The organism is Bacillus sp. FSL R10-2780, assembly GCF_038006125.1.
Classification (GTDB): domain Bacteria; phylum Bacillota; class Bacilli; order Bacillales; family Bacillaceae_G; genus Bacillus_A; species Bacillus_A cereus_U.
The window spans coordinates 46,939-72,454 of the sequence record NZ_JBBOUQ010000001.1; the positions used below are offsets into that span (position 1 = coordinate 46,939).

Here is a 25,516-nt window from a genome sequence, read left to right on the forward strand (position 1 = left end):
ATGAGCTGAATTATTATAAATAACTCTGGAAAGATAAAATTTTCATTTTGGGGATACTTCAAAATATTAGCCTGGTGGACATAGGTATCACCACATGTCCATGGATTAAAGAAAGAGCCTATTATTAAACTGTACCCTACTCTTTGGGTCGGAAGAGGTGCTATAGATGAATGTAAAGACATATAGGGCTCAAGTGTTTTCTTGGTCTAAGGAGGCCGAGGTAGAAATAGTAGAACTCATTTCCGCCGGCATAGGTATGGCCGGACCTGTTCTGTTCGCCACAGTTCTAGGCTATCCCGCTCTTGGTTTTGCTGCATCGGTCGGCAGTTTGGCAGTCAGTAGCGTGAAAGTCGGTTCGAGTTTTATAAATCACGGGAAAAAGTTGGCATCAGCGCTGCTATCAGTAGTGCTCGCTGCGACTGCTGCTGTTCTCTCTTTCGGACATGGCTATCTGACATTTGGAGTCTTGATCCTGCTGGTAAGCCTTGCTGCGTTAATTGGCGGATATAGTCGTGCCTTGGCGGTGGCAACAACACGCTTTGTCGTATTCCTGATCATCATCCTCAACATGGTCGACCAGACGGAGTACCGGATGGAACTAATTTTTTCAATCTTAGCAGGGGCGATTTGGACCGTCAGTATCAGCTTGGTGCTAGGCATCTGGGTACACCGTTGTTATAAATCATCGCTGGATGGAGATGTGAAAGGGCCAACATCGAAAAAAATCATTCTATGGCGGAATTCTCTTGCACACCTATCCGGTTGGCAATTCCCAATCAGGCTCGCATTATGTCTAGGTATAGCTGAGGGATTGCGAATACTTTGGCCCGAGCACCACTTCTATTGGATTGCAATTACCGTAGCGATCCTTACTCAGCGGAAAATAGAACTCTTTCCAATCAAAACAACACAACGAGTACTTGGTACAGTAATCGGCGTGATTGTTGCGAGCTTGCTTCTCGCAACTAGTCTACCAATTTGGGGGTTAGTTATAAGTATCGGGCTATTCGCAGGTGTTCGACCTCTTCTAAAGGTTCGAAATTATCTTGTATACTCTGCAACCATGATCCCGCTCATTATTTTGATCATGGAAGCCGGCAAGCCGTTCCAGTTTATCATTCTGTTCGACCGTGTATTTGCAACCCTTATCGGTGCAGTCATCGTGATTGCAGTGAACTTGATATTCAGTAGAGCGATGGCGAAATCAGTGTAAAGGTGGTTATCTAGCCAAAGATGCTTTACTTGGAATAAAGTTTGATTAAATTAACTTAATAAACCTTGATAAAAGAGCAAATAAAAAAAGCGTGGTTCGAAAAAAGATTGTTCAAAACACGCTTTTTCTATATTCAATTAAATCATCCTTTTATTAAACTTTGTTTCATGGCCACAAAATGACATCCAAAAGTTAGACACGTTATTTCATTAGGAAGCTTCTTGGGCATGGGTCCGGTATTGTACGAGGGCTCATGCCTTTTAGTTTTACCTTTGCTGTTGTGTATTTTATATTGTGGATCCATTGACAGTTACTTTTGCGTCTATAGTAAATCCTAATCTTGCATCTACAGATGCCTACAACATTATTATCCTGCCAATATGGAGAATCATAGAAACATAGGTTGTCCACTTTAGACACGACACGTTTTCCTACATTTAAATTGTTTCGTTCCAATCGACTGCAAAATGAAAGAATACGTTTCTCCCTGTCTCACCAGATTTCTTGGATTTAAAGCCATTTTCCCTTTTAGGGTGATGTAGTCCTTAAGATCTTGTTAAACCTGTGCAATTACGGTTGGAATTTCATGCTGTTTGACACATATCCCCAGGCTATCTGGACATGATAAAAGATGAGGTGACTGACATGAAGGATAAAATATTAGAATTAGTACCAGGATCGGTAAAAAAATTACTCCAGAAAAAAGTTAAAGATGGAAACCGATGCATCATTGATTTGGTTGTGGATGATGCAACTGCTTATGGATTTGAACCGGAGCAAGTAGTCCCCTGTATCATGGCGGGTTATTATGTTTATGAATCCACCACCTATCCCAGTGAAATGGAGGAAGAATGGAAGCTGAACTTGGTTTTTCATGCGGCCAATCGCTCGGCAATGAAGCTTCTGTCTTATGGGAAGTATAAAGCGAAACAATCTGAAAGTGGATGGATGAGATATACAAATCCATAAGGTTTACTTAACATACACTAACTAGCTTGGTGAGCATGAGGCACCGTCACATGCCCATCAACCTGAGATTTTGAAATAGCACCAAGTATTTTGGTGAAAAAAAGAAACATTTAAGTTCCTAATGACATTTTTCTAATGTAAGTTATAACATTGCCTAAACAACAACTACCTTGTGGATTGTTTACTTCACAACCACATCGGTTTTCTCTTATGTTTTCGCGAATAAGCTCTACTGGATTAGGAGTAAGTCCATTTTTCACATATTGTTTAATTTTTTTTAGTTCTTGAATTTTACGTTGGATGTCCTCTAATTTAAGAACAGTGAAATCATATATGTCACCGCACTTTGCTTCATTGCGATCGACCATTTGTATCGAATGGTCTCCGTGTTAACGCCACACTTTTCAGCCAGTCCTCCAATAAGATATTGCATCTATCGCACCTCATATAAAGTATTATTTACTATATTATCGATCTACTTTCTTAAAATAAACTGTCATTATTCAATAAGTCTTATTCAACAATATGGTCCGATTGCGAAATTCTAAAACTACATTTAGAGCGATTAACCTTTATCACCACGTAACTCTTTACTACAACGTTTTACAAAAAACGCTGTTATTAAAATAATAATTCCTATACTCAAAACAAGTAATTGATCGAGTGCAATCACATCACGAAAAATCCAACGAGAAACAAAACCGAAGCTAGACATGCACACACATATAAAACCAAAATAATTTAACCATCTATGTACATTTTTCATTCTTTCCCCTCCTAAAACTACATTTTATCATTCCCTCCTGTTTTTGGGTGTGAGTGCTGGCTAGTCGTGTGGCGATACCCCATACCCATCAAGATAAGGTCTTTAAGTACCCCCTAAACAAAATTTTTAATTTTTTTACAGTTATTTATGTGAATTCAACTCGTTTTTTTCGTTTTAGGAACAATGCATTTTTTAAGTTGATGGCTATGCTCAAATTTGAGAGTCTTTTTTTTGCTATTTCTATTCATATTTTTTTGTTTTTTACCAATAATATACAGATAAGGTGGATTTGTTTATAAAGCTACTTGAGCTTACTTTAGTGTATTTAGGGGTGCAAATATGAAAGTATCAATATTTATTACTTGTGTTGCAGATGTTTTTTATCCAGAAGTAGGAAGAGATGTTGTGGAAATTCTTGAAGATTTAGGGTGTGAAGTGGATTTTCCTAAAACTCAAACTTGCTGCGGACAACCAGCTTATAATAGCGGGTATGTTAAAGAAACAAAAACAGCTGCAAAACATATGATTGAAGCCTTTGCTAGTTCAGAATATGTTGTGGCACCATCGGGCTCTTGCGCTATGATGGTTCACGAGTTTTCTAGCTTATTTTCTGAAAGTGAAGCGGAGTGGAAGAAAAAAGCTACTGAACTTGGAAATAAAACATATGAGTTCACACAATTTCTTGTGGAAGTATTAGGGAAAGAAGACTTAGGTGCGGAGCTTCATAAAAAAGCAACGGTTCATACATCTTGTCATATGAGCCGATTAATGGGGATTAAGGAACCACCGCAAAAATTATTAAAATGTGTAAAGGGACTGGAAGTTGTTTCACTGCCGCATAATTATGATTGCTGCGGATTTGGGGGTACATTCTCAGTGAAAATGCCAGAAATTTCTGAGCAAATGGTTGAGGAAAAAGTAAAGCATATTATGGAAACCGGTGCGGAAGTGTTAATTGGGATGGATTGTAGCTGCTTAATGAATATAAAAGGACGTTTAACACGCAATGGTTATCCAATTGATGTAAAACATATTGCTCAAGTATTAAATGAAGATCGAAAACAAGGGGGGATATAGAGATGGGAATGAAAATTGGGAACGATCCCTTTCATAAGCGTACTAAAACAGGCATTGGGGATCCATTTATGCGACAGGCTGTCAGGAAAGCGCAAGATGGTCTTAGAATCAAGAAATTAAAAGCTACTGAGAGTCTTGGAAACTGGGAAGAATGGCGAGCTTTAGGAGAAGAAATTCGAAAGCATACATTAGAAAACCTTGATTATTATTTATATGAGCTGAGTGAAAATATCGAGAAAAACGGTGGTTTTGTTTATTTCGCAAAGACTGCAGAAGACGCAAGGGAATATGTAAAAGGGATTGTAAAAAAGAAAAACGCGAAAAAAATTGTGAAATCAAAATCGATGGTAACGGAAGAAATCAGTTTAAATGAAGCGATTGAAGAAGCTGGAGCGGAAGTGTTAGAAACAGATCTTGCTGAATTTATTCTACAAGTGAACGACCACGATCCGCCGTCACATATTGTTGTTCCGTGCCTTCACAAGGATAAAGAACACATTTGTGAAATATTTAAAACAAAGTTAGATTATACGGGAACATCTGATCCGACGGAAATGGCGAGGTTTGTAAGATCGTATATACGTGATGATTTTTTTGCAGCGGATATAGGGGTGACTGGATGTAACTTTGCTGTTGCAGAGTCTGGATCAATTTCTATCGTAGCAAACGAAGGAAATGCAAGACTTACTACGACACTTCCGAAAACGTTGATTACAGTTATGGGGATGGAACGTATTGTTCCAACATGGGAAGAGCTTGATGTTTTAGTAACACTTCTATGCCGAAGTTCTGTAGGACAAAAGTTAACAAGTTATATTACAGGGTTAACTGAGCCTGGCGGAACAGATGGACCTGAGGAATTTCATTTAGTCATTGTTGATAATGGTCGTTCCGATATTGTAGGAACGGAATTCCAAAGTGTCCTCCAGTGCATTCGTTGTGCGGCATGTATTAATGTGTGTCCTGTATACAGGCATATTGGTGGACATGCATATGGTTCTATTTATCCAGGACCAATTGGAGCTGTGTTGACACCGCTTTTAGGGGGATATGATGAATATAAGGATTTGCCTTATGCGTCTAGCCTTTGTGGTGCTTGTACAGAAGCGTGTCCAGTGAAAATCCCGTTACATGACTTATTAATTAAACATCGCAGCCGTATTATAGAAGAAAAACAATCCCCCGTAGCTTGGAACGTGGCTATGAAAGGTTTTGAAAAAGTGGTGAAGAGTCCTAGACTATTTTCTTTTGCAGCGAAGAGCGCTCCGTATGCATTAAAACCTCTCGCAAAAGGAGATAAGATTGAGCGCGGCATTGGACCGTTAAAAGCTTGGACGGACGCGAGAGATTTTCCAGTTCCGAAAAAACAACCGTTTCGAGAGTGGTTTGAAAAACACGTAAAGGAGAACGATGATGGCCATCCAAAATCGTGAGGAATTTTTACTCCAATTATCAGAAAAGCTTGGTAGGAAACGTCCAGAAGCAGTGAAAAAACCGAAATGGTCTTTTTCCCCGCAGTGGAATGTTTTTGACGGACTGGCGCAAGAAGAACTTGTATTAAAGTTAATAGAGCACTGCGAAGTGATTCATACAGAAGTAAAGCGAACAACAACGGAAAATCTTGTTGAAACATTTCAATCTTTTATAAAAGAATGGAATATCAAATCTGTTATATGTTCGAATGATGAGCGCTTTAATGAGTATGGTCTTACGCCATGTTTCAGCAATGAAGGTACAACACATTTTCGTACATGGGGATTAGATCATAAAGAAGAGGACATAGAATTTGCGAAAGCTGCCGACCTTGGCATTACGTTCAGTGATATGACTCTGGCAGAATCAGGAACCGTTGTGCTATTTAATGATGGGTTAAAAGGAAGACATGTTAGTCTGCTTCCAGAGTCATACATTGCAATTGTTCCCAAAAGTACGATTGTACCAAGATTAACCCATGCTACAAAACTGATTCATGATCAAAATAAAGCGGGAGAAAACCTGCCCGCTTGTGTGAATTTCGTTTCGGGTCCGTCAAATAGCGCGGATATTGAAATGAATCTTGTCGTAGGTGTACATGGACCAATTAGAACAGCCTATATTATTGTGGATGATCAATAATGAAACACACATGATGTATAAGAATGCTGAAAATAGAAAGCACTGACCGTTACATACAGCCAGTGCTTTCTATTTTATTTGTCTTCAATAGTCAAAGGAGCCAAGTTGTCTGGTAGCTTGCAGGCAACTGGTGGAGAAACCCTTATGAATAAGTTAGAACTTACAGCTCATACAGAAAAGTCGAGGCTAGTGAATATGTGTGATGTGATTTTCTAGGAAGAATATCGGACAGCGTGGCTTTGAAAAAAGTTTAATCGTGTATAAGAAAGGCGGACCAGAATTTTCTATTGCTTTAAAGATGGGGTTTATTGGGATGGGAAATATAAGAAGGATTACAAACTTTTCTTTTATACAAGAGTATTATTATATTAAAATGAATATTGATACTTTATAACCTTTATGTAACTATTATTTATACAATCTAAAGGTAATAATTCAGAAAGTGAGACGTAAATTAGTGTTAAAAAAAATTAAAGATATTACAAACGCATTTACACAAAGAGAAGAAGTAAAGAAAGAATTAATGGGACTCTTATCGAAGGTTGTCAAAGCAAAGAAAAATTTAAAAACTCTTGATTTAAAAATAAATAAGCAACATGAAGAATTAGACTCAATTTCAATCAAAATAGAGTCTAAGGTAGCACAACTTAAACGTGTAACTGAAGAATTGTATATTAAAGAACAATTACTTCAAAACTGTGTTATAGAGGTTGAGGAAAAGAATATAGAAATTCAAAAATTTGATTCTATTATTGAGGAAAAAAAAGGGGAATTAATGAAACAAACCCGTTTAAGTAGAAAACAAAAGGAAAAAATGGAAGCTTATTTTGAGATGCAGGGGCAAGTGTCCACTGATTTTGTCTCAAAAGAACTTAATAGTGATAATAATATTGATTTACTGGGCAAGGAAAAATCAACCCAAATTAAATTTTTTGCTGAAGTGATTTGTAAATATGCTAACAAGAGATACGAAGAAGAAAGAGTACAACGTCACTTAGAAGAACATAAATATAGGAAAGAAGATGAAGAGTTTAACGAACTCTTTGGAAACTTTGTTGAGCTTCATGATGTGTCAGGAATTATTCATTCTAATTCAGATGAGCTTCTACTAGCGCTAATTAAAGGTGAAGAAAAAAAAGATAATCATTCAGGGTCATTCCATTATCAAAATTGGGGCTGGGTAATTTCCTTTTATGAGGAATTATTTGATCCATTCTTATACGTGCTACAAAGTAAAAACTATAAAATTAATGGTAATGAAGATTATTTAGTTCTTACTTTAAAAGAAATGGCTTTTTTGAATAACTTTAGTGAACATAGTGATGAATTCATTCCATTGTTTAATCTATCTCCAGAATATAATAATATTGTTGATGTTATACATAAATATATTAGTCTGGTAGGTGAAAGTAACTTTAATCAGATTACGTATTTAGGATTTTTAGCAGTATTTTTAAAAGAAAAAGGCTTTATAAGTTACATTCAAGGAACAACGGAAATGTACATACTTGTAAAAAAAGAAATAAAAAGTTTTAAGGCTGTACAGTTAGAGAATTCACTTAATAACAGTAGAACAACTGCACATAAACAGAAAATTATTACTATTAAGGATATAGATTTATTTAGTGGAGAGGAGTTTGAAAAATACCTAGCAGATTTACTTAAGAGTCTTGGTTTTAGAACAGAATTAACGAAAGGTAGTGGAGATCAAGGCGTAGATATTTTAGCATTCAGACAAAATAAAAAATATGTAATTCAAGCAAAACGATATAAAAGTACGGTGGGGAATGCAGCGGTACAACAAGTTGTAGCGGGGAAAGCGTACTATGGTGCCGACGAATCATGGGTAATTACAAATAGTACATATACTAAAGGAGCTATCGAGTTAGCTAATACGACTAATACTAAACTATGGGATCGTGAAAAGTTGAGTAATTTGATTGAAACTCTTATGATTTAGTGTAGTGAAAATGGAGATTTCAAATATAAATTAGTTTTTTCTATTTGCCTCTTTTATCAAGGTTTATTAGGTTAATTTAATCAAACTTTATTCTAAGGATACAGAAAGCCGTATGAAGGAAACCTCGCATACGGTTTTCTACGCTACTATAACTAATTGAATTGTGTCTTTTCTTAGAAGCTAAGCACACTATAACTAGCTCCAATTATAATGAATACGATAAAGAGCAGAATGAGTAATAAAAGCCCACTACTACCGCTCTTACCATCTTCACCACCGCCGCTACCACCTTTACCGCCAGATCCCATATGAAAATCCTCCTTATCGTTATACATTGCTTTTACTTTATATTTTTCTAGGTTCATCAAGAAGTTCCTTTTAAAACTCTAATTAACTTGCAAATCATTCATTTTCATTTTACAATTTACTTACCGACCGGTAAGTAAAAATAAAAGAGGTACGCTATGACAAAAAATTTACAAACATCGCACAACATTGTAGAGGCATCATTTAAACTGATGGCAGAGCATGGCATTGAGAAGATGAGTCTTTCAATGATTGCGAAAGAAGTAGGCATATCAAAGCCCGCTATTTATTATCATTTTCCGTCTAAAGAAGCACTAGTTGATTTTTTATTTGAAGAGATTTTTTCTGAATATCAATTCGCGGGTTACTTCGTTAAAGAACAATATACGAAAGAAAACTTTGCAGAAAAGTTAATCGAAGATGGTTTACATATGTTGTCCGAGTATAGAGGTCAAGAAGGCATATTACGCGTTATAAATGAATTCATCGTAACTGCGACGCGAAATGAAAAGTACCAGAAACGCTTATTTGAAATACAAGAAGATTTCTTAAATGGATTTCACGATTTATTGAAGCAAGGTGTGGAACTTGGTGTTGTGTCACAACATGCAACAGAAGAAAACGCGCATACGTTAGCGCTCGTTATTGATAATATGAGTAATTACATATTAATAGGATTCCAGTTAAAGTATAAAGAAATTTGGATTCGAAATGTGAAAAACGTAATGAAGGAGAAATAAATAATAAATTTTCAATTTTATGTAAAGTTATGTAAAATATAGATTGAGACAATTCATATATTAGATTAATAGATTTGGAGTGGTTACATGGATCGATTGAAAAATGAAATTCATCCTGACATGGTCAAGGTGTGGAAAACGCGTTCCTTAATTGAGCTAGGAATTAGTATTATAGTCATTTTGGCATATCTTTTCTTTATGATTAAGTTTAATTGGTGGGCTTGGATTTTCTATGTGCTCATCGGATTAACAATTGTATATACGCCGTTTGATTACTTTACGTTTCCGAAACTGCGTCAGCGTTATTATAGCTATCAATTAAATGAAGAAGAGCTTGAAATTCAGCACGGTCTTTTCGTTGTAAAGCGCGTATTAGTACCGATGATTCGTGTACAGCACGTTACAATTGAACAAGGGCCAATTATGAGAAAACATGGATTAGCAGAATTACATATTTCAACGGCAGCAACTTCTCATAGCATTCCCGGCTTAACGATGTATGAAGCTGAAATGCTGAAAACGAGAATCGCAGAATTAGCGAAAGTGAGTGATGAGGATGTATAAGAGGCAGCATCCAATCACGATGTTATTAGAATTAAAATTAACAGATTTTATACCATTAATTATTTTCATGTTTAGTTTAAACGGAAAGTTCCCATTTTGGTATTTAATTCCCGCTGGATTCGGTTTACTCACCGTTTTTTCAGCGTTTGAAAAATGGTATTACACAACATACTGGGTTGAAAATAACGTATTACATGTTAAACAAGGGCTCTTTGTGAAGAAGGAGAGCTACTTAAATAAAGAACGTGTCCAAACGATTAATACGAGTTCAGGCATGCTGTATCAAGTGTTAGGTCTAAAGAAAATTAAAATCGAAACAGCTGGCGGAGGCGATGATGCAGAAGTTAGCTTAGCTGGTATTACAGTAGAAGAGGCGACTGAGCTTATTGCAATGCTAAATGAGCCAACTCCAGAAGTGAAAGCAGAAGAAACATCAGAAGAAGTAGTAGAAACAGAAATTATTACAGAGGAAGAACAAGCGACAGAGTACAAGTTAACGTGGAAAGAAATTTTATTAGCGTCTATTACATCTGGTCAATTTGGATTATTATTCTCTTTAATATTTGTCGTTTATAACCAAGTGGATGAGTACATTCCGAAATGGATAAAAAATAGCGTAGAGTCGTATGTAATGGATCATGATATATATGGCTGGATTTACATGGTAGCCATTTTACTCGTCGTTTCTTGGATTATATCCACAATTGGATATGCGTTAAAACATGGTAATTTCACAGTAAATCGAAAAAATGATGAAGTTCGTATTTCGCAAGGGTTACTTGAAAGGAAAGAACTTGTACTAAAATTGCACCGCATTCAAGGGATTACGATAAAAGAAAGTATTTTACGTCAACCATTCGGTTATTGTGCTGTGCAAGTGGAAGTCATTCAAAGTAAGGGATTGGGAGAAGAGAATGACAAAGTTACACTGCATCCGATTATTCGAAAGAGTCGTGTGCAACAGTTACTCGCACATTTACAGTTACCATATGAACTGAATACAAACATTACATCATTACCAAAAGCAGCGCTGCGTCGTTACTTAATTGATAGTTTTATATTCTTCGCAATGTTCGCAATCCCGCTTACAGGAATAATCATGTACTTTGAAAAGTATTACATCATGTGGGCTTTACTACCACTCGCTATCCTTATCTTTACACTTGGATACGCAACATTTAAAACAAGCGGTTATGGTGTAACCGGAGAGCAAATTACAATGGTACATCGTAGTATTGGGAAACATACAGGACTTGTAAGAAGAAGACACGTCCAATCAATTGAAAAAACACAATCATATTTCCAGCGCCGAGCGGATTTATGTACGTATACGTTTTCTAGTGCATCATCGAATTATAAACTAGAGCATACGAGAGTAGAAGATGCGGAGAGAATGCAGGATTGGTATAAGAAGAGAATAAGTGAGAATTAATTTGAAAAGGCTTGCCTAGTATGAAAGGCAGGCTTTTTTGTTATAGAAAAATGAATAGTTTGCAATTGGACTAGGTTTTCTTTAGTGTAATTCATATATTGGTGCAAATACAGCGCACATTTCTCAATACGTATCAGAAAAAAAGGTAGTACCTTCTATTTCAGGGGAATTCGTGAAATTTTCGATATAAATGGTATACTAATATAGAAATAATAGTAGGAGGTTATATATGATAAGTCAGTTGAAAAGAGAAGCACTTGATGCATTAAAAGGAAAATGGGGATTAGCGGTAGGTGCAACCCTATTACTTGGAATCCTTATTGGAGCTGTTGAACTTCTAATCACAGGTGTTTTCTCGATGTTTTGGGGTTGGAAAGAAGCAAGTGATTCGCTTACAGTAAGTATTATTGCAATGCTTGTTATCGGTCCGTTAACAATAGGCGCCTATTATCTTGTTTTAAATGCAATCCGTGGGACTAGTGTTCGCATCGGTCATATATTTAGATGGTTTAGCGATGGAAGTAAGCTTATGAAGTCGTTTTTAACATATTTATTAATGTATGTATACTTGATTCTATGGACATTACTTCTTATTATTCCGGGTATTATTAAATCATTTTCTTATTCTATGACTTATTTTATTTTGAATGATCATCCAGAATACACAGCGAATCAAGCAATTACCGAAAGTCGCCGTATGATGAATGGACATAAAATGGATTACTTTTTACTATGCTTAAGTTTCCTTGGCTGGTTCATTTTAAGTATTCTTACGTTTGGAATCGGTTTCTTATGGTTAGCACCTTATTTCTACGCGACATCGGCAGCATTTTATGAAGAGATTTCAAAAGAATATTATAAAAAAGAAGGTACTACCTTCTAATAAACCACCTAAACCACTTATCCCCTAAAGAATATAGGGAACAGATGGTTTAGGTGTTTTGATATGTGTTCTGTTTTCGGGTTCACTTCAGGACAAGGTATAGGTTTTTATATAGAAATTCTTCCCTCTATGTTTTATCATAGAGGGTTATTTTTTTATGTAAAAATGATAGAAAATAATGAATAATATATGTAAAGGAAAAAGTGAGGTGAATGAGATTGAGCAAATTTTTAATTCCGTATTCATTTTCTATATTAAGTTTATTTATTTCATTAACGGTACTTGATTTATATGATAGGATGGAAAGATTTAATGAGGAGACTTCGACCATACTTGGAAATGTAATTCAAGCTACTGCGCAAATGGGAGTCCTTACATTGTATTTCGGAGTACCTATTATTTTAGGTGGATGTCTTCTTGGAGAGTTATTATTTAGAGGTATCATTTTACGATTTAAATTAAGCTATATTATATCTTTATTATTATATCTACTTTTAGCTTTTAGTATTGTTTTTATCTTTTTGTCTGTAATGGTAGGAGTTCCAGCTGCATATGAAGAAGTTCGTACTCTTCAAATGATGTATTTCATAGGGATAACTATGATTTGCGCTGTTACATTCTTTGTGAACCGGAATATATGGGAGAAAAAACAAGTTAATAATAGAGTGACAAAATGAAAAAATACACGTGTCCATGCTGCGGATATAAAACATTAGAAGAAGAACCACCAGGCACATATGAAATTTGTAACATATGTTATTGGGAAGATGATCCTGTTCAGTTTAACGATCATGACTATGAAGGCGGAGCAAATAAGGCCTCGTTAAGGCAAGCGCAGAAAAATTTCATTGCGTTTGATGCTTGTGAGGAATGTTGTGTGGGATTAGTTAGAAAACCGACTAGTGAAGATGTGAAGGATGCTAGTTGGAGAGAAATTTGTTAAGTGGTTTATAAAAAAAATGATATAAAAAAAGCATCTAGCAAAAGTACTAGATGCAAATAAAAACACAAGGGAAGATAAATGTCTTCCCTTTTCCCGTAAGTAATTATATCAAAAAAATTATAAAAAACTAGCTTTATTTTTAATATAATGAATGTGTGAAGCTATGAAAGTAAAAAGATTACACTATTTTCGTAGTGTTTTATTAAGAAAAGGAGTTGTATAAATGATTAATTTCAAACCAGAAAATTTAAACCAACTATTAAAAGTGATGCTGATTAGTGCGAATAAGTCTTATGACGCGATTAAAGATTATGAATTTACGGGAGAAGCGGTAGCATTCCGTATAGATTTTGAGTATATAGATGTTGCTCTTATGGTTACAGATATGTTAGGAAGATCTGCTTCTAAATTTAACATTTTGCCATATGCTCGTCCTAATACGAATGAACTAGATTATATTCAGTTTCAGGTGTATTCAATTAATGAAGGGAATTTTAAAGAAATGCTCGACACGATGTAAGGAACTATAATTTTACAAAACTGTATATAACAACTAATATGTAATTAATAAATTCATATAATTGGAGTGATGAGATGCAGCCGTTAGAAAAGGAGATTCATTCTAATATGCTGAAAGTGTGGAGGATTCACGCTTTAATTGGGGCGGCGGTTATACTAGCAGTCGTAATAGCGTATTTCTTTTTTATGATTAATTTTAATTGGTGGGGCTGGTTGTTTGGATTGTTAGTGACAGGAGCAGTTATATACATACCACTTGATTATTTTGTATTTCCAAATTTACGTCAACGTTATTATAGTTACGGATTAAATGAAGAAGAGATTGAGATTCAAAAGGGAATGTTCGTTGTAAAACGCGTGCTTATTCCGATGATTCGTGTGCAGCACGTAACGATTGAGCAAGGACCGATTATGAGAAAGTATAATTTAGCAGAATTACATATTTCAACAGCGGCAATTTCTCATAGTATTCCAGGCTTAACGAAAGAAGAAGCAGAGCAGTTGAAAAGACAAATTGGAGAGCTTGCGAAAGTGAGTGATGAGGATGTATAAGAGGCAACATCCAATCACGATATTATTAGGTATTCGAATTGCGACTTTGTTGCCTTTTATTTTTCTTGTTCTATTTCGTTCAGATGGTGAAGTAGAGCCTTGGTATTTCTTACATCTTGTTCTTTTAGCTATATTATTCATTATGGCTATTTTTTCAGCTGTAAAATGGTATTTCAAAGTGTACTGGATTGAGAATAATATTTTACATATAAAACACGGTGTTTTTGTGAAGAAGGAAAGTTATTTAAATAAAGACCGTGTGCAAAACATTAGTACATCTTCTAATATCATTTATCAAATGCTTGGACTTACGAAATTAAATATAGAAGTAGCGGGCGGCGGTAGTGAGCCAGAAGTGATGTTAGCTGGTATTAGAGAAGATGAAGCGAAGGAACTGATTGCTTTATTACATAAAGAGAGCAGCGTTGTGAGTGAAGAGACGCTCGCAGAAGAAGAAAGCAAGACAGTTTATCAGTTAACAGCGAAAGAAATTTTATTCGCATCTATTACATCTGGCCGATTTGGATTAGTGTTCTCTATGTTAGTAATCCTTTACACAGAGTTTAATGAATTTCTTCCAAAATGGCTCATAAATAAAGTGGAAGCGTATGTGATGGATAACGGTGTATATGAATTAATCGTTATGGCCGCGATTTTAATGGTGGTTTCGTGGGTCGTTTCGACAGCTGGCTATGCGCTAAAATATGCGAACTTTAAAATAGAGCGAAAAGGAAATGAAATTCGCATCGTTCAAGGGTTATTTGATAAGAAAGAGTTTGTTTTAAAATTACACCGCATTCAAGCGATTACTGTGAAAGAAGGAATTCTCCGCCAGCCTTTTGGTTATTGTTCTGTCGAAGTGGAAGTCATTCAAAGTATAGAATCCGCCGGGAATGAAGTGATGTTACACCCTTTTATGAAGAAAAAAGATGTACAGCAGTTACTCGCATATTTACAGTTGCCGTATGAAGTAGAAGAGGAAATCGTTCATTTACCGAAGGCTGCATTGCGTCGTTATGTTGTAATGGGCTGGATTACAAGTGCTGTGCTCGCAATGCCGATCGCCGGTGCGAGTATATATTTTGAACAGCATACTGCGTTGTTCGTTCTTATACCGCTATTTATTGTATTTACGTTACTTGCATACGCTAGATATAAAAGTGGTGGATATATGATACGAGAAAATCAGTTAGTAATGGTGTACCGAGGCCTTGCGAAATATACAGGGATCATGCGAAGAAGGCATGTTCAAGCAGTAGGATATAATCAGTCGCATTTTCAAAAGAAAGACGAGTTATGTACAGCTGCCGTATCGGTAGCGGGACATGGTTACGAAGTGAAGCATATGCGAAAAGAAGACGCGCTTCGCATATATAATTGGTACAAAGAAAAAGGAAACACCAGTGTGTAGGAGGCTACATAAAAAGTGAAAGCTTCTTCGATTATCTTTCGCAACGAAAGAGCCTGTTTCTGTATGATTTTTAATCCAACGATCTAATGCTGAAGGCGTTAGGTCATATTCACGGGCAATATCTGCACGAGATTTTCCATTTTCATAAAGTTTCACTAATTGTAGTTTAAATTCGGGTGTAAAAGTTCGACGTTGACGTGTCATAGTAGCACGCTCTCTTAATTTGATAGTCTAAGTTTACATGCCCTTATTTTATCTGTCCAAAATCAAAAAGAATTCATCCATCAATTGTTTGGACTTGCAACATAAGATACGATTCAGTTAGGAATATATATGCTTTGTTCTCTTTTGTTTTATTTTTGCACCAGAACCTTAAATGGCACACTCTGTGTAAAATATTAAAATTCTTTTCTACAAACACATATATTGTTTAATATATGTGTTTGTAGAAATATAATAATTCATAAAAATGCAAGAAATATCTAGTGAAAAGAATGATATAGTAAATTTAGAAAAAAAGGAGAATTTATATATGAAAATAGCAAAAATAGCAACTACTGGAATTATCGCATTAGGTTCACTAACTTTTCCTTCTAGTTCATTAGCGGAAATTGGAAATACAGCTGCAACTAAAGTGGAGGTTAATCAAAATATAAAGAATGAAATACCAAAAGAATTACCTAGTAAATTAGATTTTGTAAAACAGAAACAGAAAAAGAAAGATTTGTTACAACTACAAGATTACTTAAAACAACAAGAAAAGTTATATGCAGATGAGGATAAATTAAAGGCACAGCAAAGTAAGGTAGTAGAAAATACAGTTGAAGATAAAGAACTGTCAGATAAATTTACGGATTTAAATAATAAGCAAGAAAAACTACAAAAAGAGATTCAAATATTCAAAGAGGGTATTCAGGATCCAATTGACTCTGAAAAGACAGTGGAAGTGGATAAACAAGAAGGAAATAAGGTAGAAACAGAAATAGAAAAAGATAAAGAGCAAGAAGCTATTAAAAAGCGAGAAGAAAACAAGAAAGACATGAAAATTGTAGAAGAAAAACTACAAGAATTAAAGGCAAAAGAAGAAGCTGAGTTAAAAGCAAAGACTGAGCAGGGTAAGAAAGAGTCTGAACAAAAAGCAAAAGAAGATTCAGAGTTAAAGGCAAAAGAAGAAGCTGAGTTAAAAGCAAAGACTGAGCAGGGTAAGAAAGAGTCTGAACAAAAGGCAAAAGAAGATTCAGAGTTAAAGGCTAAACAGGAAGCTGAACTGAAAGCAATTAAAGAAGTAGAAGAAGTTAAATCAAATGAAACACCTGCGTTAAGTTATGCAATAGCACAAGAAAAACGAATCCCAATTAATAGAGACTTCTATACATACAATGAACCTTCGTTATCATCAGGAATCTCATCGGGGTATTCGCCACAATACGTGACAGTTGTTGAGGAAAGACCTGACGGTTGGGTAAAGATTAAAACATACTATGGAGACAAGTGGCTTTTATTAAATGATAAAAAGCTTCCAATGAATAAGAATTTCTTTACGTATAATGAGCCCTCTCTGTCATCAGGGGTAGCAAGTTCATACTCACCACAAACCGTAACAGTAGTAGAAGAAAGACCTGACGGTTGGGTGAAAATTAAAACACATTTAGGTCATAAATGGATTCTACCAAACGAGAAAAAGATTCCAATGAACAAGAATTTCTTTACCTATAACGAGCCTTCTCTGTCATCAGGAATCTTATATGAATACTCACCTCAGTCTGTAACGGTGGTTGAAGAACGCACAGACGGTTGGGTAAGAATAAGCACACATGCAGGACATAAATGGGTTCTACCAAACGAGAAAAGAGTAGTTATAAATAAAAACTTTAAATCATACGATAGACCATCAAGAGCAGGAAACGAGTTAACGTCATATGGCGCTCAAACTGTAACAGTAGTAGAAGAAAAAGGAGCGTGGATGTTAATACGAACACATGCAGGTTTACAGTGGGTTACTACAGAAGAAGAAACAAAATGGATTCATATCCCTACTGTATTCTTTGCATATGATAACCCTAGATTCTCTTCAAACGTAGCAATGAAATTTGCATCACAAAATGTAAGAGTAATTAATGAACGAGCAGATGGTTGGGTGCAGATTGTAACAGGAGTAGGCGATAAATGGATTAACAAAAATACGCTTACAAACAGTTCTGTTATCCTAGACGTACCTTCTAAATACCAATACCCTGAGTTATACAATGGTTGTGAAGCAGTTTCTCTGCAAATGTTAGTTGAGTATCATACTGGACGTACATTTAATAAAGTAGACTTTGCACAACAAATGCCAAAAGATACAACTCCAATGGTTAAACAAGGTGGAAGATACAAAACTTGGGGAGACCCTGATGTTGGATTCGTAGGTGATGTTACAGGTAAGAAACCGGGGTATGCTATCAATCCAACCCCTTTAAAACGTCTTTTAGACCAATATGCAAAAGGAACAAACTTGACAGGTCATGGTTTCTCTGTTCTAGAAAACTATGTTAGAAATGGTAAACCAGTAGTAGTTTGGGTAACAGAAGGACTAACTACTCCAAATTCACCTGTTACATGGAAAACACCACAAGGTAAAACAATTTACGCTAAATTTAACACACATGCAGTTACACTAACAGGGGTAGACAGTAATTATGTGTACTATAATGACCCGATTACTGGTCAAAAGAATGTAAGAGCTGATAAATCATGGTTTGAAAATATTTATAATCAAATGGGTAAAAAAGCTCTTAGCATCGACTAATAAGGGGGCCCACCACATTACCATCAAGTTGAAAAACTAATTATCCCCCAAAACGCAAAAAAAGAGCTGAATTCACATAAATAACTGTATAGAGATAAAAATTTCGTTATGGGGGTACTTTAAAATCTTAGCTTGATGGGCATGTGGTAGGGCCCATCCTTCTACTTATTAAAGAGGGGATAATCGGGAATTATCAAAAAAAGCAAAAAAATAAGTCAGGATTAACCTGACTTATCGTTATATCTTATGGTTTAGCGCTAAGTGCCCATAGAAGTGGGATTAGAACCAGATAAAGAAGTACTAATGCTCCAATACCAATCACTAAAATTCTGAATGATAAAGTGCTTAAGTCTTTTCTTATTTCTAAAAAGGTTAAGAGAATAGCAAATGCAAGTGAAGTGTATTGTATTGCAAATATATTGCACCCGCACCAGGTAAAAGTTGCTGTGTAATACCGAAGAAACCTAACGTGTAGATAAAGAGTATAAACAAAGTAATGAAAGAAAAGAAGTAAAAAGGCATAAGAAAAAGGCGACTTTCCATTTAAGATTGAACGGAAAGTCGCCTTTTTCGTTTCACATATGTTTTATGGATTGAAAAACGTAAGTTTTTCAGTGCCCTCGTGTGTAATGATGTTTCCTTTTTTGTCGTTAAATCGATATCTTTAGTCGAATCGTTGATATATTTCAAGATGTGATAGATATATTGAAAAAATCGTTGATATATTCAAAGGTATGATAGATATATTCGGAAAATCATTCATATAATTTCACATACCGTGTACTCAGAACTCAGAAACCTAAACTAACACATCAAAAGTAGTCACGAACGACGGGCGAGAGAAAATGCTTTTTTGCTGTTCTGCATGTGGATGCGCCTGTGCTTGTCCTTGTCCTTGTCCTTGTCCTTGTCCTTGTCCTTGTCCTTGTCCTTGTCCTTGTCCTTCTGCTTGTGCAGGGCGTTTTTTATGAGCATTTTCGAATGAACGTGATTCTGTCCAGTCTTTAAAGTTTTGCTCTGTTTCCCACATCGTTAAAATGACATATGTATCATTACTTAATGGGCGAAGAACGCGGATTGCTTGGAAACCAGGTTCGTTTTCGATAAGACCTGCACGGTTTTTAAAACGGTTTTCAAATACAGGGCGACCTTCGTCTGTTACAGAAATGTTGTTACAAACGATGTAGCCAGGTTGTCCTTTAAATTCTCCAACAGCGTCTAATACGTCATATTGAAATGAGGATTCTACAGATTCTTCAGTATTTTCTTTATAAAACATATCTTTTTCGTTATTTTTTGCAGTGAAATGTGCTTGTTCTAGAGGTGTTTCGTATGAAATAATAGCCTTCATTTTAATGCCCCCTTTATAGTTTGTCTCTATTATATCAACTCTTGTGAAAAACTTCGAAGATTATATACATAAAGATACTTCTTTTTCAAATAATAAATGTACCATCATTTGGAAAGAAGGCCGATGTATGAAGAAAGCAAAGTGGACTTTATTAGGCGGGGTAGCAACGTTTGTAGTAGCGATTGTACTTTATAAACTTATTGTGTTAGCTGGTGGCTATATGATGGATGAAAAGCAGCTTGTTTTCCACTCTTCATCACGTATCGTTGACCAGAAAGGAAAAGAAATTACGAAGTTATATGTAGAAAATAGAGAGCTCGTGCCGATTGAAGAAATTCCAAAGTACGTGCAGCAAGCATTTATTGCTGTGGAAGATTCGCGTTTTTATGAGCATCAAGGAATTGATTACCCTTCTATATTTCGGGCGCTTTATAAAGACGCGTTAGCTGGAGAGAAGGTAGAAGGCGGTAGTACAATTACGCAGCAACTAGCTAAAAATGTCTTTTTAACTCGCGAAAAAACATTTACGCGTAAATTGAAAGAGGTCGCAATTTCTCTTCAATTAGAGCAAAAATATACGAAGCAGCAAATTCTTGAAATGTACATGAACCATATTTATTTTGGTCACGGGGCATATGGTATTCAAGCGGCGGCTAAATTGTATTTTAATAAAAATGTAGAAGATTTAACAGTGGAAGAGGGAGCTATGCTTGCAGGGCTTCCGAAAGCGCCAAATGGCTATTCACCGTACTTATCTCCTGAGAAGAGCAAGGAACGCCGTGATCTTGTTTTGTCCCTTATGCATAAACAAGGCTATTTAACAGCGGAAGATAGTGTTCGTTACCAAGGGAAAACAATCGCTCTTTATAAAAATGCAGATGAACGTGAACTCGCATATATGCCGTATATCGATATGGTTATAGATGAAGCGGCGCGTTTATATGGTTTATCGCATCAAGAAGTACTACGCGGAGGATATACGTTTGTCGTACCGATGGATGAAAAAGTTCAAAAGGTGGCATATAACCAGTTTCAAGATGCGAGAAATTTCCCTGGTAAAGAAAACGGGGCGCAAGGTGCATTTTTATTAATGGATAACCAGACAGGCGGAATTAAAGCCGCGATTGGCGGAAGAGAGTATGTTCCGAGAGGGCTTAATCGCGTTTTTGCAAAGCGGCAGCCTGGTTCTGTTTTAAAGCCACTTATCGTATATGGCCCAGCACTCGAGACGAAAAAATATAATCCATATTCTTTATTAACGAATGAAAAAAGTTCGTTTGAAGGATATGAACCTCGAAATTATAATCATGAGTACACGAAAGAGATGACGATGTACGATGCGGTATTAGAATCAGCAAACGTGCCAGCTGTATCTTTATTAAATGAATTAGGGGTAGATGAGGGAAAGCAATATTTAGAGAAAGGGAATGTTCATATTGCAGACTCAGGTTTAAGCACAGCACTTGGCGGGCTGAAAAATGGTGTTTCTCCATTTGATCTTGTCAAAATGTACCGATCTTTTTTAGCAAACGGGAATATTATCGAACCGCACGTTATTGATAAAGTGTTAAATAGACACGGGGCAGTCATTGGAGAATCATCAAAAGCTGAAACGAAAGTCTTTTCAAAGCAAACGGCATGGTATATGACAAAGATGCTTGAAGGAGTTGTGAAAGAAGGTACGGCGAAAGCTGGCGTATATAATGGAGCTTTAGCTGGAAAAACAGGCACAACTTCACTGCCGAATGACGACCATGGTGCGCGTGATATGTGGTTTGTTGGATATACACCGAATTTAGTAGGTGCAGTTTGGATTGGCTATGACCGCACCGATAAAGAGCATCAATTACAAGATGGAAATGCATCTGCAACGATGTTATTTAAAAAGATTTTAACGAAAGCAAATATACAAGATAAAGCGAGTTTTCATAGACCAAAAGGTGTTGAAACAATTGGGCTGCCAATTCGTTTAGATAAGATTAAAAACGTGGAAGCAAAACTAGCTTTTAGTCCTTTCGGTTTATTTGCAATGAAACTAAGCTGGACGCCGCTTCCTGATGAGAGAATTATGTATCGAATTTATAAAGTTGAAAAAGGAATGCATACTCACGTTGGAACGGTAAAAGGAACAGGGAAATATGAGGAAAAGTTTATTAATATATTCTCAAAATCAAGTTTTTACGTTGTGCCATATAACACACAAACGAACCGTGAAGGAGAAAAGTCAAAAGTAGCTAAACCATAGTTTTTCTCTGTGTTATAATAAGAATGTTGTGAAAATAGTAAGCGGTTTTACGAATGTTTGTGTCAATTTAATGAACAACGTACATAATGTTATGCATTTTGTTTTTACAAGCTGTATAGTAAAAAAAGATAAATATCGGAATAGAGCATATTTAAAGAAAAAGCATTGGTAAGGAAGGGAGCTAGGGTCTTGGTAAGAACTATAAATGAGACATTTTTAAAAGCATGTAGGGGGGAACGCACGGAGTATGTACCAGCATGGTATATGCGTCAAGCAGGTCGTTCGCAGCCGGAATATAGAAAGATAAAAGAAAAGTATTCTTTATTTGAAATTACACATAATCCAGAGTTATGTGCTTACGTTACAAAGTTACCAGTTGATCAATATAACGTAGATGCAGCAATTCTGTATAAAGATATTATGTCACCACTACCTGCAATTGGTGTTGATGTGGAAATTAAATCTGGCATTGGTCCAGTTATCGATAATCCAATCCGTTCTTTACAAGATGTAGAAAAATTAGGGGAAATCAATCCAGAAGATGATGTACCTTACATATTAGATACAATTCGCTTATTAACGACAGAAATGTTAGATGTACCGTTAATCGGTTTTTCAGGAGCTCCATTTACGTTAGCGAGCTATATGATTGAAGGCGGTCCTTCTCGTAACTATCATAATACGAAAGCGTTTATGTATGCAGAGCCGAAAGCTTGGTTCGCTTTAATGGATAAGCTTGCAGATATGGTTATTACATATTTAAAAGCGCAAATTAATGCAGGAGCAAAAGCGGTTCAAATTTTCGATTCTTGGGTTGGAACAGTAAATGTAGCGGATTACCGCATATTTATTAAACCAGCGATGGAACGTATTTTTGCAGAAGTTCGCACGATGGGTGTTCCAATGATTATGCACGGCGTTGGGGCTGGACACTTAGTGAATGAATGGCACGACTTACCGCTTGATGTAGTCGGTTTAGATTGGCGCTTATCAATCGAAGAAGCACGCACGCGTGGTGTTCATAAGGCGGTACAAGGAAATATGGATCCTTCATTCTTACTAGCACCTTGGCCTGTTATTGAAGAACATGTAAAAGGTATTTTAGATCAAGGGATGAAGCAGCCAGGTTACATCTTTAACTTAGGTCATGGCGTATTCCCAGAAGTAAATCCAGATACATTAAAACGCTTAACTACATTTATTCATGAGTACTCTAAAGAACAGTTAGCGAAGTAAAGGAGATTGTCTGTATGAAAAAGAAAATTGGTTTGCTTGTAATGGCATACGGAACGCCATATAAAGAAGAAGATATTGAACGTTACTATACACATATTCGCAGAGGAAGAAAGCCAAGTCCTGAAATGCTAGAAGATTTAACAGAGCGTTACCGTGCAATTGGTGGTATTTCTCCTTTAGCTACTATTACATTAGAGCAAGCTAAAAAGTTAGAGACGCGTTTAAATGAAATGCAAGATGAAGTAGAGTACCACATGTATCTTGGTTTAAAACATATTGAACCGTTCATTGAAGATGCAGTACAAGCTATGCATAAAGATGGAATAGAAGATGCAATTGCACTCGTTCTTGCCCCTCACTATTCTACTTTTAGTGTGAAGTCGTATGTAGGACGAGCGCAAGAAGAAGCAGAAAAACTTGGAAACTTAACAATTCACGGCATTGATAGCTGGTATAAAGAACCGAAATTTATTCAGTATTGGGTTGATGCAGTGAAAGGTATATATAACGGTATGTCAGAAGCAGAACGTGAAAAAGCTGTGTTAATCGTATCTGCACATAGCTTACCAGAAAAAATTATCGCACTCGGCGATCCATATCCAGATCAATTAAATGAAACAGCTGACTATATTGCACGCGGTGCTGAAGTAGCAAATTATGCAGTTGGCTGGCAAAGTGCCGGAAATACACCAGATCCTTGGATTGGTCCAGATGTACAAGATTTAACGAGAGAACTAAATGAAAAGTACGGATACAGTTCATTCGTATATGCACCAGTTGGATTTGTTGCGGAACATTTAGAAGTTTTATATGACAATGACTTTGAGTGTAAAGTTGTAACGGATGAAATTGGCGCGAAATATTATCGTCCAGAAATGCCAAACGCATCGGACGCATTTATCGACTGTTTAGCAGATGTTGTATTAAAGAAAAAAGAATCTGTAATGTAAGTAGAAAGGGGGAGCTTACTTGAGGAAAAAAGTTGTGATCATCGGCGGTGGCATCACAGGATTAACAACAATGTATAACTTACAAAAAGAAATTCGTGAAAAAAACTTGCCGATAGATGCATTGCTTATAGAAGCGTCCGGTAAACTTGGCGGGAAAATTCAAACCGTTCAAAAAGATGGATTTACAATTGAACGTGGCCCTGATTCTTTCTTAGCAAGAAAAGAGAGCGCAGCTAAATTAGTGAAAGAATTAGGACTTGATGCTGAACTTGTAAATAATGCGACCGGTCAATCGTTCGTTCTCGTAAACAATCGGTTACATAAAATGCCGAGCGGTTCAATGATGGGAATTCCAACGCAAATTACGCCGTTTCTATTTTCCGGATTGTTCTCCCCAATTGGTAAACTAAGAGCTGGTTTTGATCTGTTAATGCCTAGATCAAAGCCAGTATCTGACCAATCACTCGGGCAGTTTTTCAGGCATCGCCTTGGAAATGAAGTCGTTGAAAATTTAATTGAGCCATTATTATCTGGTATTTATGCAGGGGATATTGATGAAATGAGTTTAATGTCAACATTCCCTCAAATTTATCAAATTGAACAGGAGCATCGTAGTATTTCACTCGGTATGCGTACGCTCGCTCCAAAGCAAGAGAAGGCTGAATTGAAAAAGGGAATCTTTAAAACTGTGAAAAACGGTTTAGAATCTATAGTAGAATCTCTTGAAGCCAAGATTCCTAATGATATGATAATGAAGGGAACTCGTATTGAAAAAGTTGCAAAACTTGGTGATAGTTATACGATTACTCTTAGTAACGGAAAAGAAATGGAAGCAGACGCGATTGTAGTTACAGCACCGCATAAAATATTGCCGTCTATGTTTGCGCAGTACAAGCAGTTTCGTTTCTTCCGTAACATTCCGTCTACATCAGTTGCAAACGTGGCACTTGCTTTCCCGAAGTCTGCAATTCAGCGTGATATTGAAGGTACGGGATTTGTCGTATCAAGAAATAGTGATTACACGATTACAGCGTGTACGTGGACACATAAAAAATGGCCACATACAACGCCAGAAGGAAAGGCACTTCTTCGTTGTTACGTTGGACGACCTGGTGATGAAGCGATTGTTGAACAAACTGACGAAGAAATTGTGCAGCTTGTATTAGAGGACTTACAAAAGACAATGGATATTACAGAGGATCCAGAGTTTACAATTGTAAGCCGCTGGAAAGAAGCGATGCCTCAATATACAGTTGGCCATAAAGAGCGAATGAAAAAGCTCACAACATTTATGGAGAATGAGTTGCCAGGTGTGTATTTGGCAGGTAGTTCTTACGCTGGTTCTGGTCTTCCGGCTTGTATTGAGCAAGGTGAGTTAGCGGTGAAACGTGTGTTATCTCATTTAGACAAAGAAATGGAAACCGAATTAGTCGCACATTAAAATAGTTCAAGCAAAACGCCTTTAATTATATTGAAGGCGTTTTGTTTATTGGATA

Annotated in this window: 24 protein-coding genes and 2 pseudogenes; 20 read left to right on the top strand and 6 right to left on the bottom strand. The window is 36.3% G+C overall.

Annotated features, from left to right (window positions below; genetic code table 11):
- Positions 1 to 166: 166 nt before the first annotated feature.
- Positions 167 to 1,213, top strand: a complete 1,047-nt coding sequence (locus tag NSQ47_RS00235; protein ID WP_341035780.1) for an FUSC family protein — start codon at positions 167 to 169, stop codon at positions 1,211 to 1,213.
- A 142-nt stretch (positions 1,214 to 1,355) separates the two neighbouring features.
- On the opposite strand, the pseudogene NSQ47_RS00240 reads toward NSQ47_RS00235, so the two are convergent.
- Positions 1,356 to 1,648: pseudogene (locus tag NSQ47_RS00240) on the bottom strand (hypothetical protein); the annotation flags it as partial.
- A gap of 210 nt (positions 1,649 to 1,858) precedes the next feature.
- Here NSQ47_RS00240 and NSQ47_RS00245 point away from each other — a divergent pair.
- Entirely contained in the window at positions 1,859 to 2,182 is a 324-nt protein-coding gene (locus NSQ47_RS00245; RefSeq protein ID WP_002146752.1) for a hypothetical protein, read from the top strand.
- A 110-nt stretch (positions 2,183 to 2,292) separates the two neighbouring features.
- On the opposite strand, the gene NSQ47_RS00250 is transcribed toward NSQ47_RS00245, so the two are convergent.
- Both NSQ47_RS00250 and NSQ47_RS00255 read right to left on the bottom strand, forming a co-directional pair.
- Positions 2,293 to 2,550: a hypothetical protein gene (locus NSQ47_RS00250; RefSeq protein WP_002158999.1), complete on the bottom strand. Its 258-nt coding sequence runs from the start codon at positions 2,548 to 2,550 to the stop codon at positions 2,293 to 2,295.
- Between the two features lie 197 nt (positions 2,551 to 2,747).
- Positions 2,748 to 2,948: a hypothetical protein gene (locus NSQ47_RS00255; RefSeq protein ID WP_002158997.1), complete on the bottom strand. Its 201-nt coding sequence runs from the start codon at positions 2,946 to 2,948 to the stop codon at positions 2,748 to 2,750.
- Positions 2,949 to 3,287: 339 nt separating this feature from the next.
- On the opposite strand from NSQ47_RS00255, the gene NSQ47_RS00260 reads away from it, so the two are divergent.
- From NSQ47_RS00260 to NSQ47_RS00275, 4 genes are all read left to right on the top strand, one after another.
- Positions 3,288 to 4,025 carry a (Fe-S)-binding protein gene (locus NSQ47_RS00260; protein WP_002158996.1) on the top strand — a complete coding sequence of 246 codons (738 nt, stop codon included), beginning with the start codon at positions 3,288 to 3,290 and terminating at the stop codon, positions 4,023 to 4,025.
- A 2-nt stretch (positions 4,026 to 4,027) separates the two neighbouring features.
- Positions 4,028 to 5,458 carry a LutB/LldF family L-lactate oxidation iron-sulfur protein gene (locus tag NSQ47_RS00265; protein WP_002158995.1) on the top strand — a complete coding sequence of 477 codons (1,431 nt, stop codon included), beginning with the start codon at positions 4,028 to 4,030 and terminating at the stop codon, positions 5,456 to 5,458.
- On the top strand, positions 5,439 to 6,140 hold the full coding sequence (locus tag NSQ47_RS00270; protein WP_341035782.1) for a LutC/YkgG family protein: 702 nt from the start codon (positions 5,439 to 5,441) through the stop codon (positions 6,138 to 6,140). The genes NSQ47_RS00265 and NSQ47_RS00270 overlap by 20 nt, the downstream gene beginning before the upstream one ends.
- Positions 6,141 to 6,597: 457 nt before the next feature.
- Complete coding sequence (locus tag NSQ47_RS00275) at positions 6,598 to 8,100, top strand: restriction endonuclease (RefSeq protein WP_341035783.1); 1,503 nt, start codon at positions 6,598 to 6,600, stop codon at positions 8,098 to 8,100.
- Positions 8,101 to 8,273: 173 nt separating this feature from the next.
- On the opposite strand, the gene NSQ47_RS00280 is transcribed toward NSQ47_RS00275, so the two are convergent.
- Positions 8,274 to 8,465 carry a sporulation protein YjcZ gene (locus NSQ47_RS00280; protein ID WP_445662087.1) on the bottom strand — a complete coding sequence of 64 codons (192 nt, stop codon included), beginning with the start codon at positions 8,463 to 8,465 and terminating at the stop codon, positions 8,274 to 8,276.
- 99 nt (positions 8,466 to 8,564) lie between these two features.
- Between NSQ47_RS00280 and NSQ47_RS00285 the strand changes: the two genes are divergently transcribed.
- The 9 genes from NSQ47_RS00285 (at position 8,565) to NSQ47_RS00325 (ending at position 15,450) form a co-directional block, all read left to right on the top strand.
- Positions 8,565 to 9,146, top strand: coding sequence for a TetR/AcrR family transcriptional regulator (locus tag NSQ47_RS00285; protein ID WP_341035784.1), 582 nt, complete (start codon positions 8,565 to 8,567; stop codon positions 9,144 to 9,146).
- 87 nt (positions 9,147 to 9,233) lie between these two features.
- Positions 9,234 to 9,710, top strand: a complete 477-nt coding sequence (locus NSQ47_RS00290) for a PH domain-containing protein (RefSeq protein WP_341035785.1) — start codon at positions 9,234 to 9,236, stop codon at positions 9,708 to 9,710.
- Positions 9,703 to 11,142, top strand: coding sequence for a PH domain-containing protein (locus NSQ47_RS00295; protein WP_341035786.1), 1,440 nt, complete (start codon positions 9,703 to 9,705; stop codon positions 11,140 to 11,142). The genes NSQ47_RS00290 and NSQ47_RS00295 overlap by 8 nt, the downstream gene beginning before the upstream one ends.
- 229 nt (positions 11,143 to 11,371) lie before the next feature.
- Positions 11,372 to 12,025, top strand: a complete 654-nt coding sequence (locus NSQ47_RS00300) for a DUF975 family protein (protein ID WP_078174786.1) — start codon at positions 11,372 to 11,374, stop codon at positions 12,023 to 12,025.
- A 218-nt stretch (positions 12,026 to 12,243) separates the two neighbouring features.
- Positions 12,244 to 12,702, top strand: a complete 459-nt coding sequence (locus NSQ47_RS00305) for a hypothetical protein (protein ID WP_341035787.1) — start codon at positions 12,244 to 12,246, stop codon at positions 12,700 to 12,702.
- Positions 12,699 to 12,968 (top strand): CPCC family cysteine-rich protein, encoded by a 270-nt coding sequence (locus NSQ47_RS00310; protein WP_341035788.1) that lies wholly within the window; start codon positions 12,699 to 12,701, stop codon positions 12,966 to 12,968. Before NSQ47_RS00305 ends, NSQ47_RS00310 begins: the two co-directional genes overlap by 4 nt.
- A 223-nt stretch (positions 12,969 to 13,191) precedes the next feature.
- Positions 13,192 to 13,488 carry a protoporphyrinogen oxidase gene (locus NSQ47_RS00315; protein WP_215572509.1) on the top strand — a complete coding sequence of 99 codons (297 nt, stop codon included), beginning with the start codon at positions 13,192 to 13,194 and terminating at the stop codon, positions 13,486 to 13,488.
- Between the two features lie 74 nt (positions 13,489 to 13,562).
- Positions 13,563 to 14,039, top strand: coding sequence for a PH domain-containing protein (locus NSQ47_RS00320; protein WP_078179713.1), 477 nt, complete (start codon positions 13,563 to 13,565; stop codon positions 14,037 to 14,039).
- A complete protein-coding gene (locus tag NSQ47_RS00325; protein WP_341035789.1) occupies positions 14,032 to 15,450 on the top strand; it encodes a PH domain-containing protein in 1,419 nt (472 codons plus the stop codon). Before NSQ47_RS00320 ends, NSQ47_RS00325 begins: the two co-directional genes overlap by 8 nt.
- 30 nt (positions 15,451 to 15,480) lie before the next feature.
- Here NSQ47_RS00325 and NSQ47_RS00330 read toward each other — a convergent pair.
- Positions 15,481 to 15,654, bottom strand: a pseudogene (locus tag NSQ47_RS00330) (transposase); the annotation flags it as partial.
- Positions 15,655 to 15,982: 328 nt separating this feature from the next.
- Here NSQ47_RS00330 and NSQ47_RS00335 point away from each other — a divergent pair.
- Positions 15,983 to 18,238: a C39 family peptidase gene (locus NSQ47_RS00335; protein WP_341035790.1), complete on the top strand. Its 2,256-nt coding sequence runs from the start codon at positions 15,983 to 15,985 to the stop codon at positions 18,236 to 18,238.
- A gap of 799 nt (positions 18,239 to 19,037) precedes the next feature.
- Here the strand turns inward: NSQ47_RS00335 and NSQ47_RS00340 are convergent.
- Positions 19,038 to 19,589, bottom strand: coding sequence for an antibiotic biosynthesis monooxygenase family protein (locus NSQ47_RS00340; protein ID WP_341035791.1), 552 nt, complete (start codon positions 19,587 to 19,589; stop codon positions 19,038 to 19,040).
- Between the two features lie 127 nt (positions 19,590 to 19,716).
- Here NSQ47_RS00340 and NSQ47_RS00345 point away from each other — a divergent pair, with 127 nt between their 5' ends.
- From NSQ47_RS00345 to hemY, 4 genes are all read left to right on the top strand, one after another.
- The gene (locus tag NSQ47_RS00345) at positions 19,717 to 21,834 is read left to right on the top strand and encodes a transglycosylase domain-containing protein (RefSeq protein ID WP_341035792.1); all 2,118 of its coding nucleotides are present in this window, start codon (positions 19,717 to 19,719) and stop codon (positions 21,832 to 21,834) included.
- Positions 21,835 to 22,023: 189 nt separating this feature from the next.
- Entirely contained in the window at positions 22,024 to 23,070 is a 1,047-nt protein-coding gene (gene hemE, locus NSQ47_RS00350) for a uroporphyrinogen decarboxylase (protein ID WP_340822373.1), read from the top strand.
- Positions 23,071 to 23,084: 14 nt separating this feature from the next.
- A complete protein-coding gene (gene hemH, locus NSQ47_RS00355) occupies positions 23,085 to 24,020 on the top strand; it encodes a ferrochelatase (protein WP_002158974.1) in 936 nt (311 codons plus the stop codon).
- Positions 24,021 to 24,039: 19 nt separating this feature from the next.
- The gene (gene hemY / locus NSQ47_RS00360) at positions 24,040 to 25,461 is read left to right on the top strand and encodes a protoporphyrinogen oxidase (RefSeq protein WP_341035793.1); all 1,422 of its coding nucleotides are present in this window, start codon (positions 24,040 to 24,042) and stop codon (positions 25,459 to 25,461) included.
- The last annotated feature ends 55 nt before the right edge of the window (positions 25,462 to 25,516 follow it).

Excerpts from the sequence above, each read along its gene's own strand:
- NSQ47_RS00235 (WP_341035780.1), top strand. The coding sequence starts at position 167 with ATGAATGTAAAGACATATAGGGCTCAAGTGTTTTCTTGGTCTAAGGAG.
- NSQ47_RS00245 (WP_002146752.1), top strand. The coding sequence starts at position 1,859 with ATGAAGGATAAAATATTAGAATTAGTACCAGGATCGGTAAAAAAATTA.
- NSQ47_RS00250 (WP_002158999.1), bottom strand. The coding sequence starts at position 2,550 with ATGGTCGATCGCAATGAAGCAAAGTGCGGTGACATATATGATTTCACT.
- NSQ47_RS00255 (WP_002158997.1), bottom strand. The coding sequence starts at position 2,948 with ATGAAAAATGTACATAGATGGTTAAATTATTTTGGTTTTATATGTGTG.
- NSQ47_RS00260 (WP_002158996.1), top strand. The coding sequence starts at position 3,288 with ATGAAAGTATCAATATTTATTACTTGTGTTGCAGATGTTTTTTATCCA.
- NSQ47_RS00265 (WP_002158995.1), top strand. The coding sequence starts at position 4,028 with ATGGGAATGAAAATTGGGAACGATCCCTTTCATAAGCGTACTAAAACA.
- NSQ47_RS00270 (WP_341035782.1), top strand. The coding sequence starts at position 5,439 with ATGGCCATCCAAAATCGTGAGGAATTTTTACTCCAATTATCAGAAAAG.
- NSQ47_RS00280 (WP_445662087.1), bottom strand. The coding sequence starts at position 8,465 with ATGAACCTAGAAAAATATAAAGTAAAAGCAATGTATAACGATAAGGAG.
- NSQ47_RS00285 (WP_341035784.1), top strand. The coding sequence starts at position 8,565 with ATGACAAAAAATTTACAAACATCGCACAACATTGTAGAGGCATCATTT.
- NSQ47_RS00290 (WP_341035785.1), top strand. The coding sequence starts at position 9,234 with ATGGATCGATTGAAAAATGAAATTCATCCTGACATGGTCAAGGTGTGG.
- NSQ47_RS00295 (WP_341035786.1), top strand. The coding sequence starts at position 9,703 with ATGTATAAGAGGCAGCATCCAATCACGATGTTATTAGAATTAAAATTA.
- NSQ47_RS00300 (WP_078174786.1), top strand. The coding sequence starts at position 11,372 with ATGATAAGTCAGTTGAAAAGAGAAGCACTTGATGCATTAAAAGGAAAA.
- NSQ47_RS00310 (WP_341035788.1), top strand. The coding sequence starts at position 12,699 with ATGAAAAAATACACGTGTCCATGCTGCGGATATAAAACATTAGAAGAA.
- NSQ47_RS00315 (WP_215572509.1), top strand. The coding sequence starts at position 13,192 with ATGATTAATTTCAAACCAGAAAATTTAAACCAACTATTAAAAGTGATG.
- NSQ47_RS00320 (WP_078179713.1), top strand. The coding sequence starts at position 13,563 with ATGCAGCCGTTAGAAAAGGAGATTCATTCTAATATGCTGAAAGTGTGG.
- NSQ47_RS00325 (WP_341035789.1), top strand. The coding sequence starts at position 14,032 with ATGTATAAGAGGCAACATCCAATCACGATATTATTAGGTATTCGAATT.
- NSQ47_RS00335 (WP_341035790.1), top strand. The coding sequence starts at position 15,983 with ATGAAAATAGCAAAAATAGCAACTACTGGAATTATCGCATTAGGTTCA.
- NSQ47_RS00340 (WP_341035791.1), bottom strand. The coding sequence starts at position 19,589 with ATGAAGGCTATTATTTCATACGAAACACCTCTAGAACAAGCACATTTC.
- NSQ47_RS00345 (WP_341035792.1), top strand. The coding sequence starts at position 19,717 with ATGAAGAAAGCAAAGTGGACTTTATTAGGCGGGGTAGCAACGTTTGTA.
- hemH (WP_002158974.1), top strand. The coding sequence starts at position 23,085 with ATGAAAAAGAAAATTGGTTTGCTTGTAATGGCATACGGAACGCCATAT.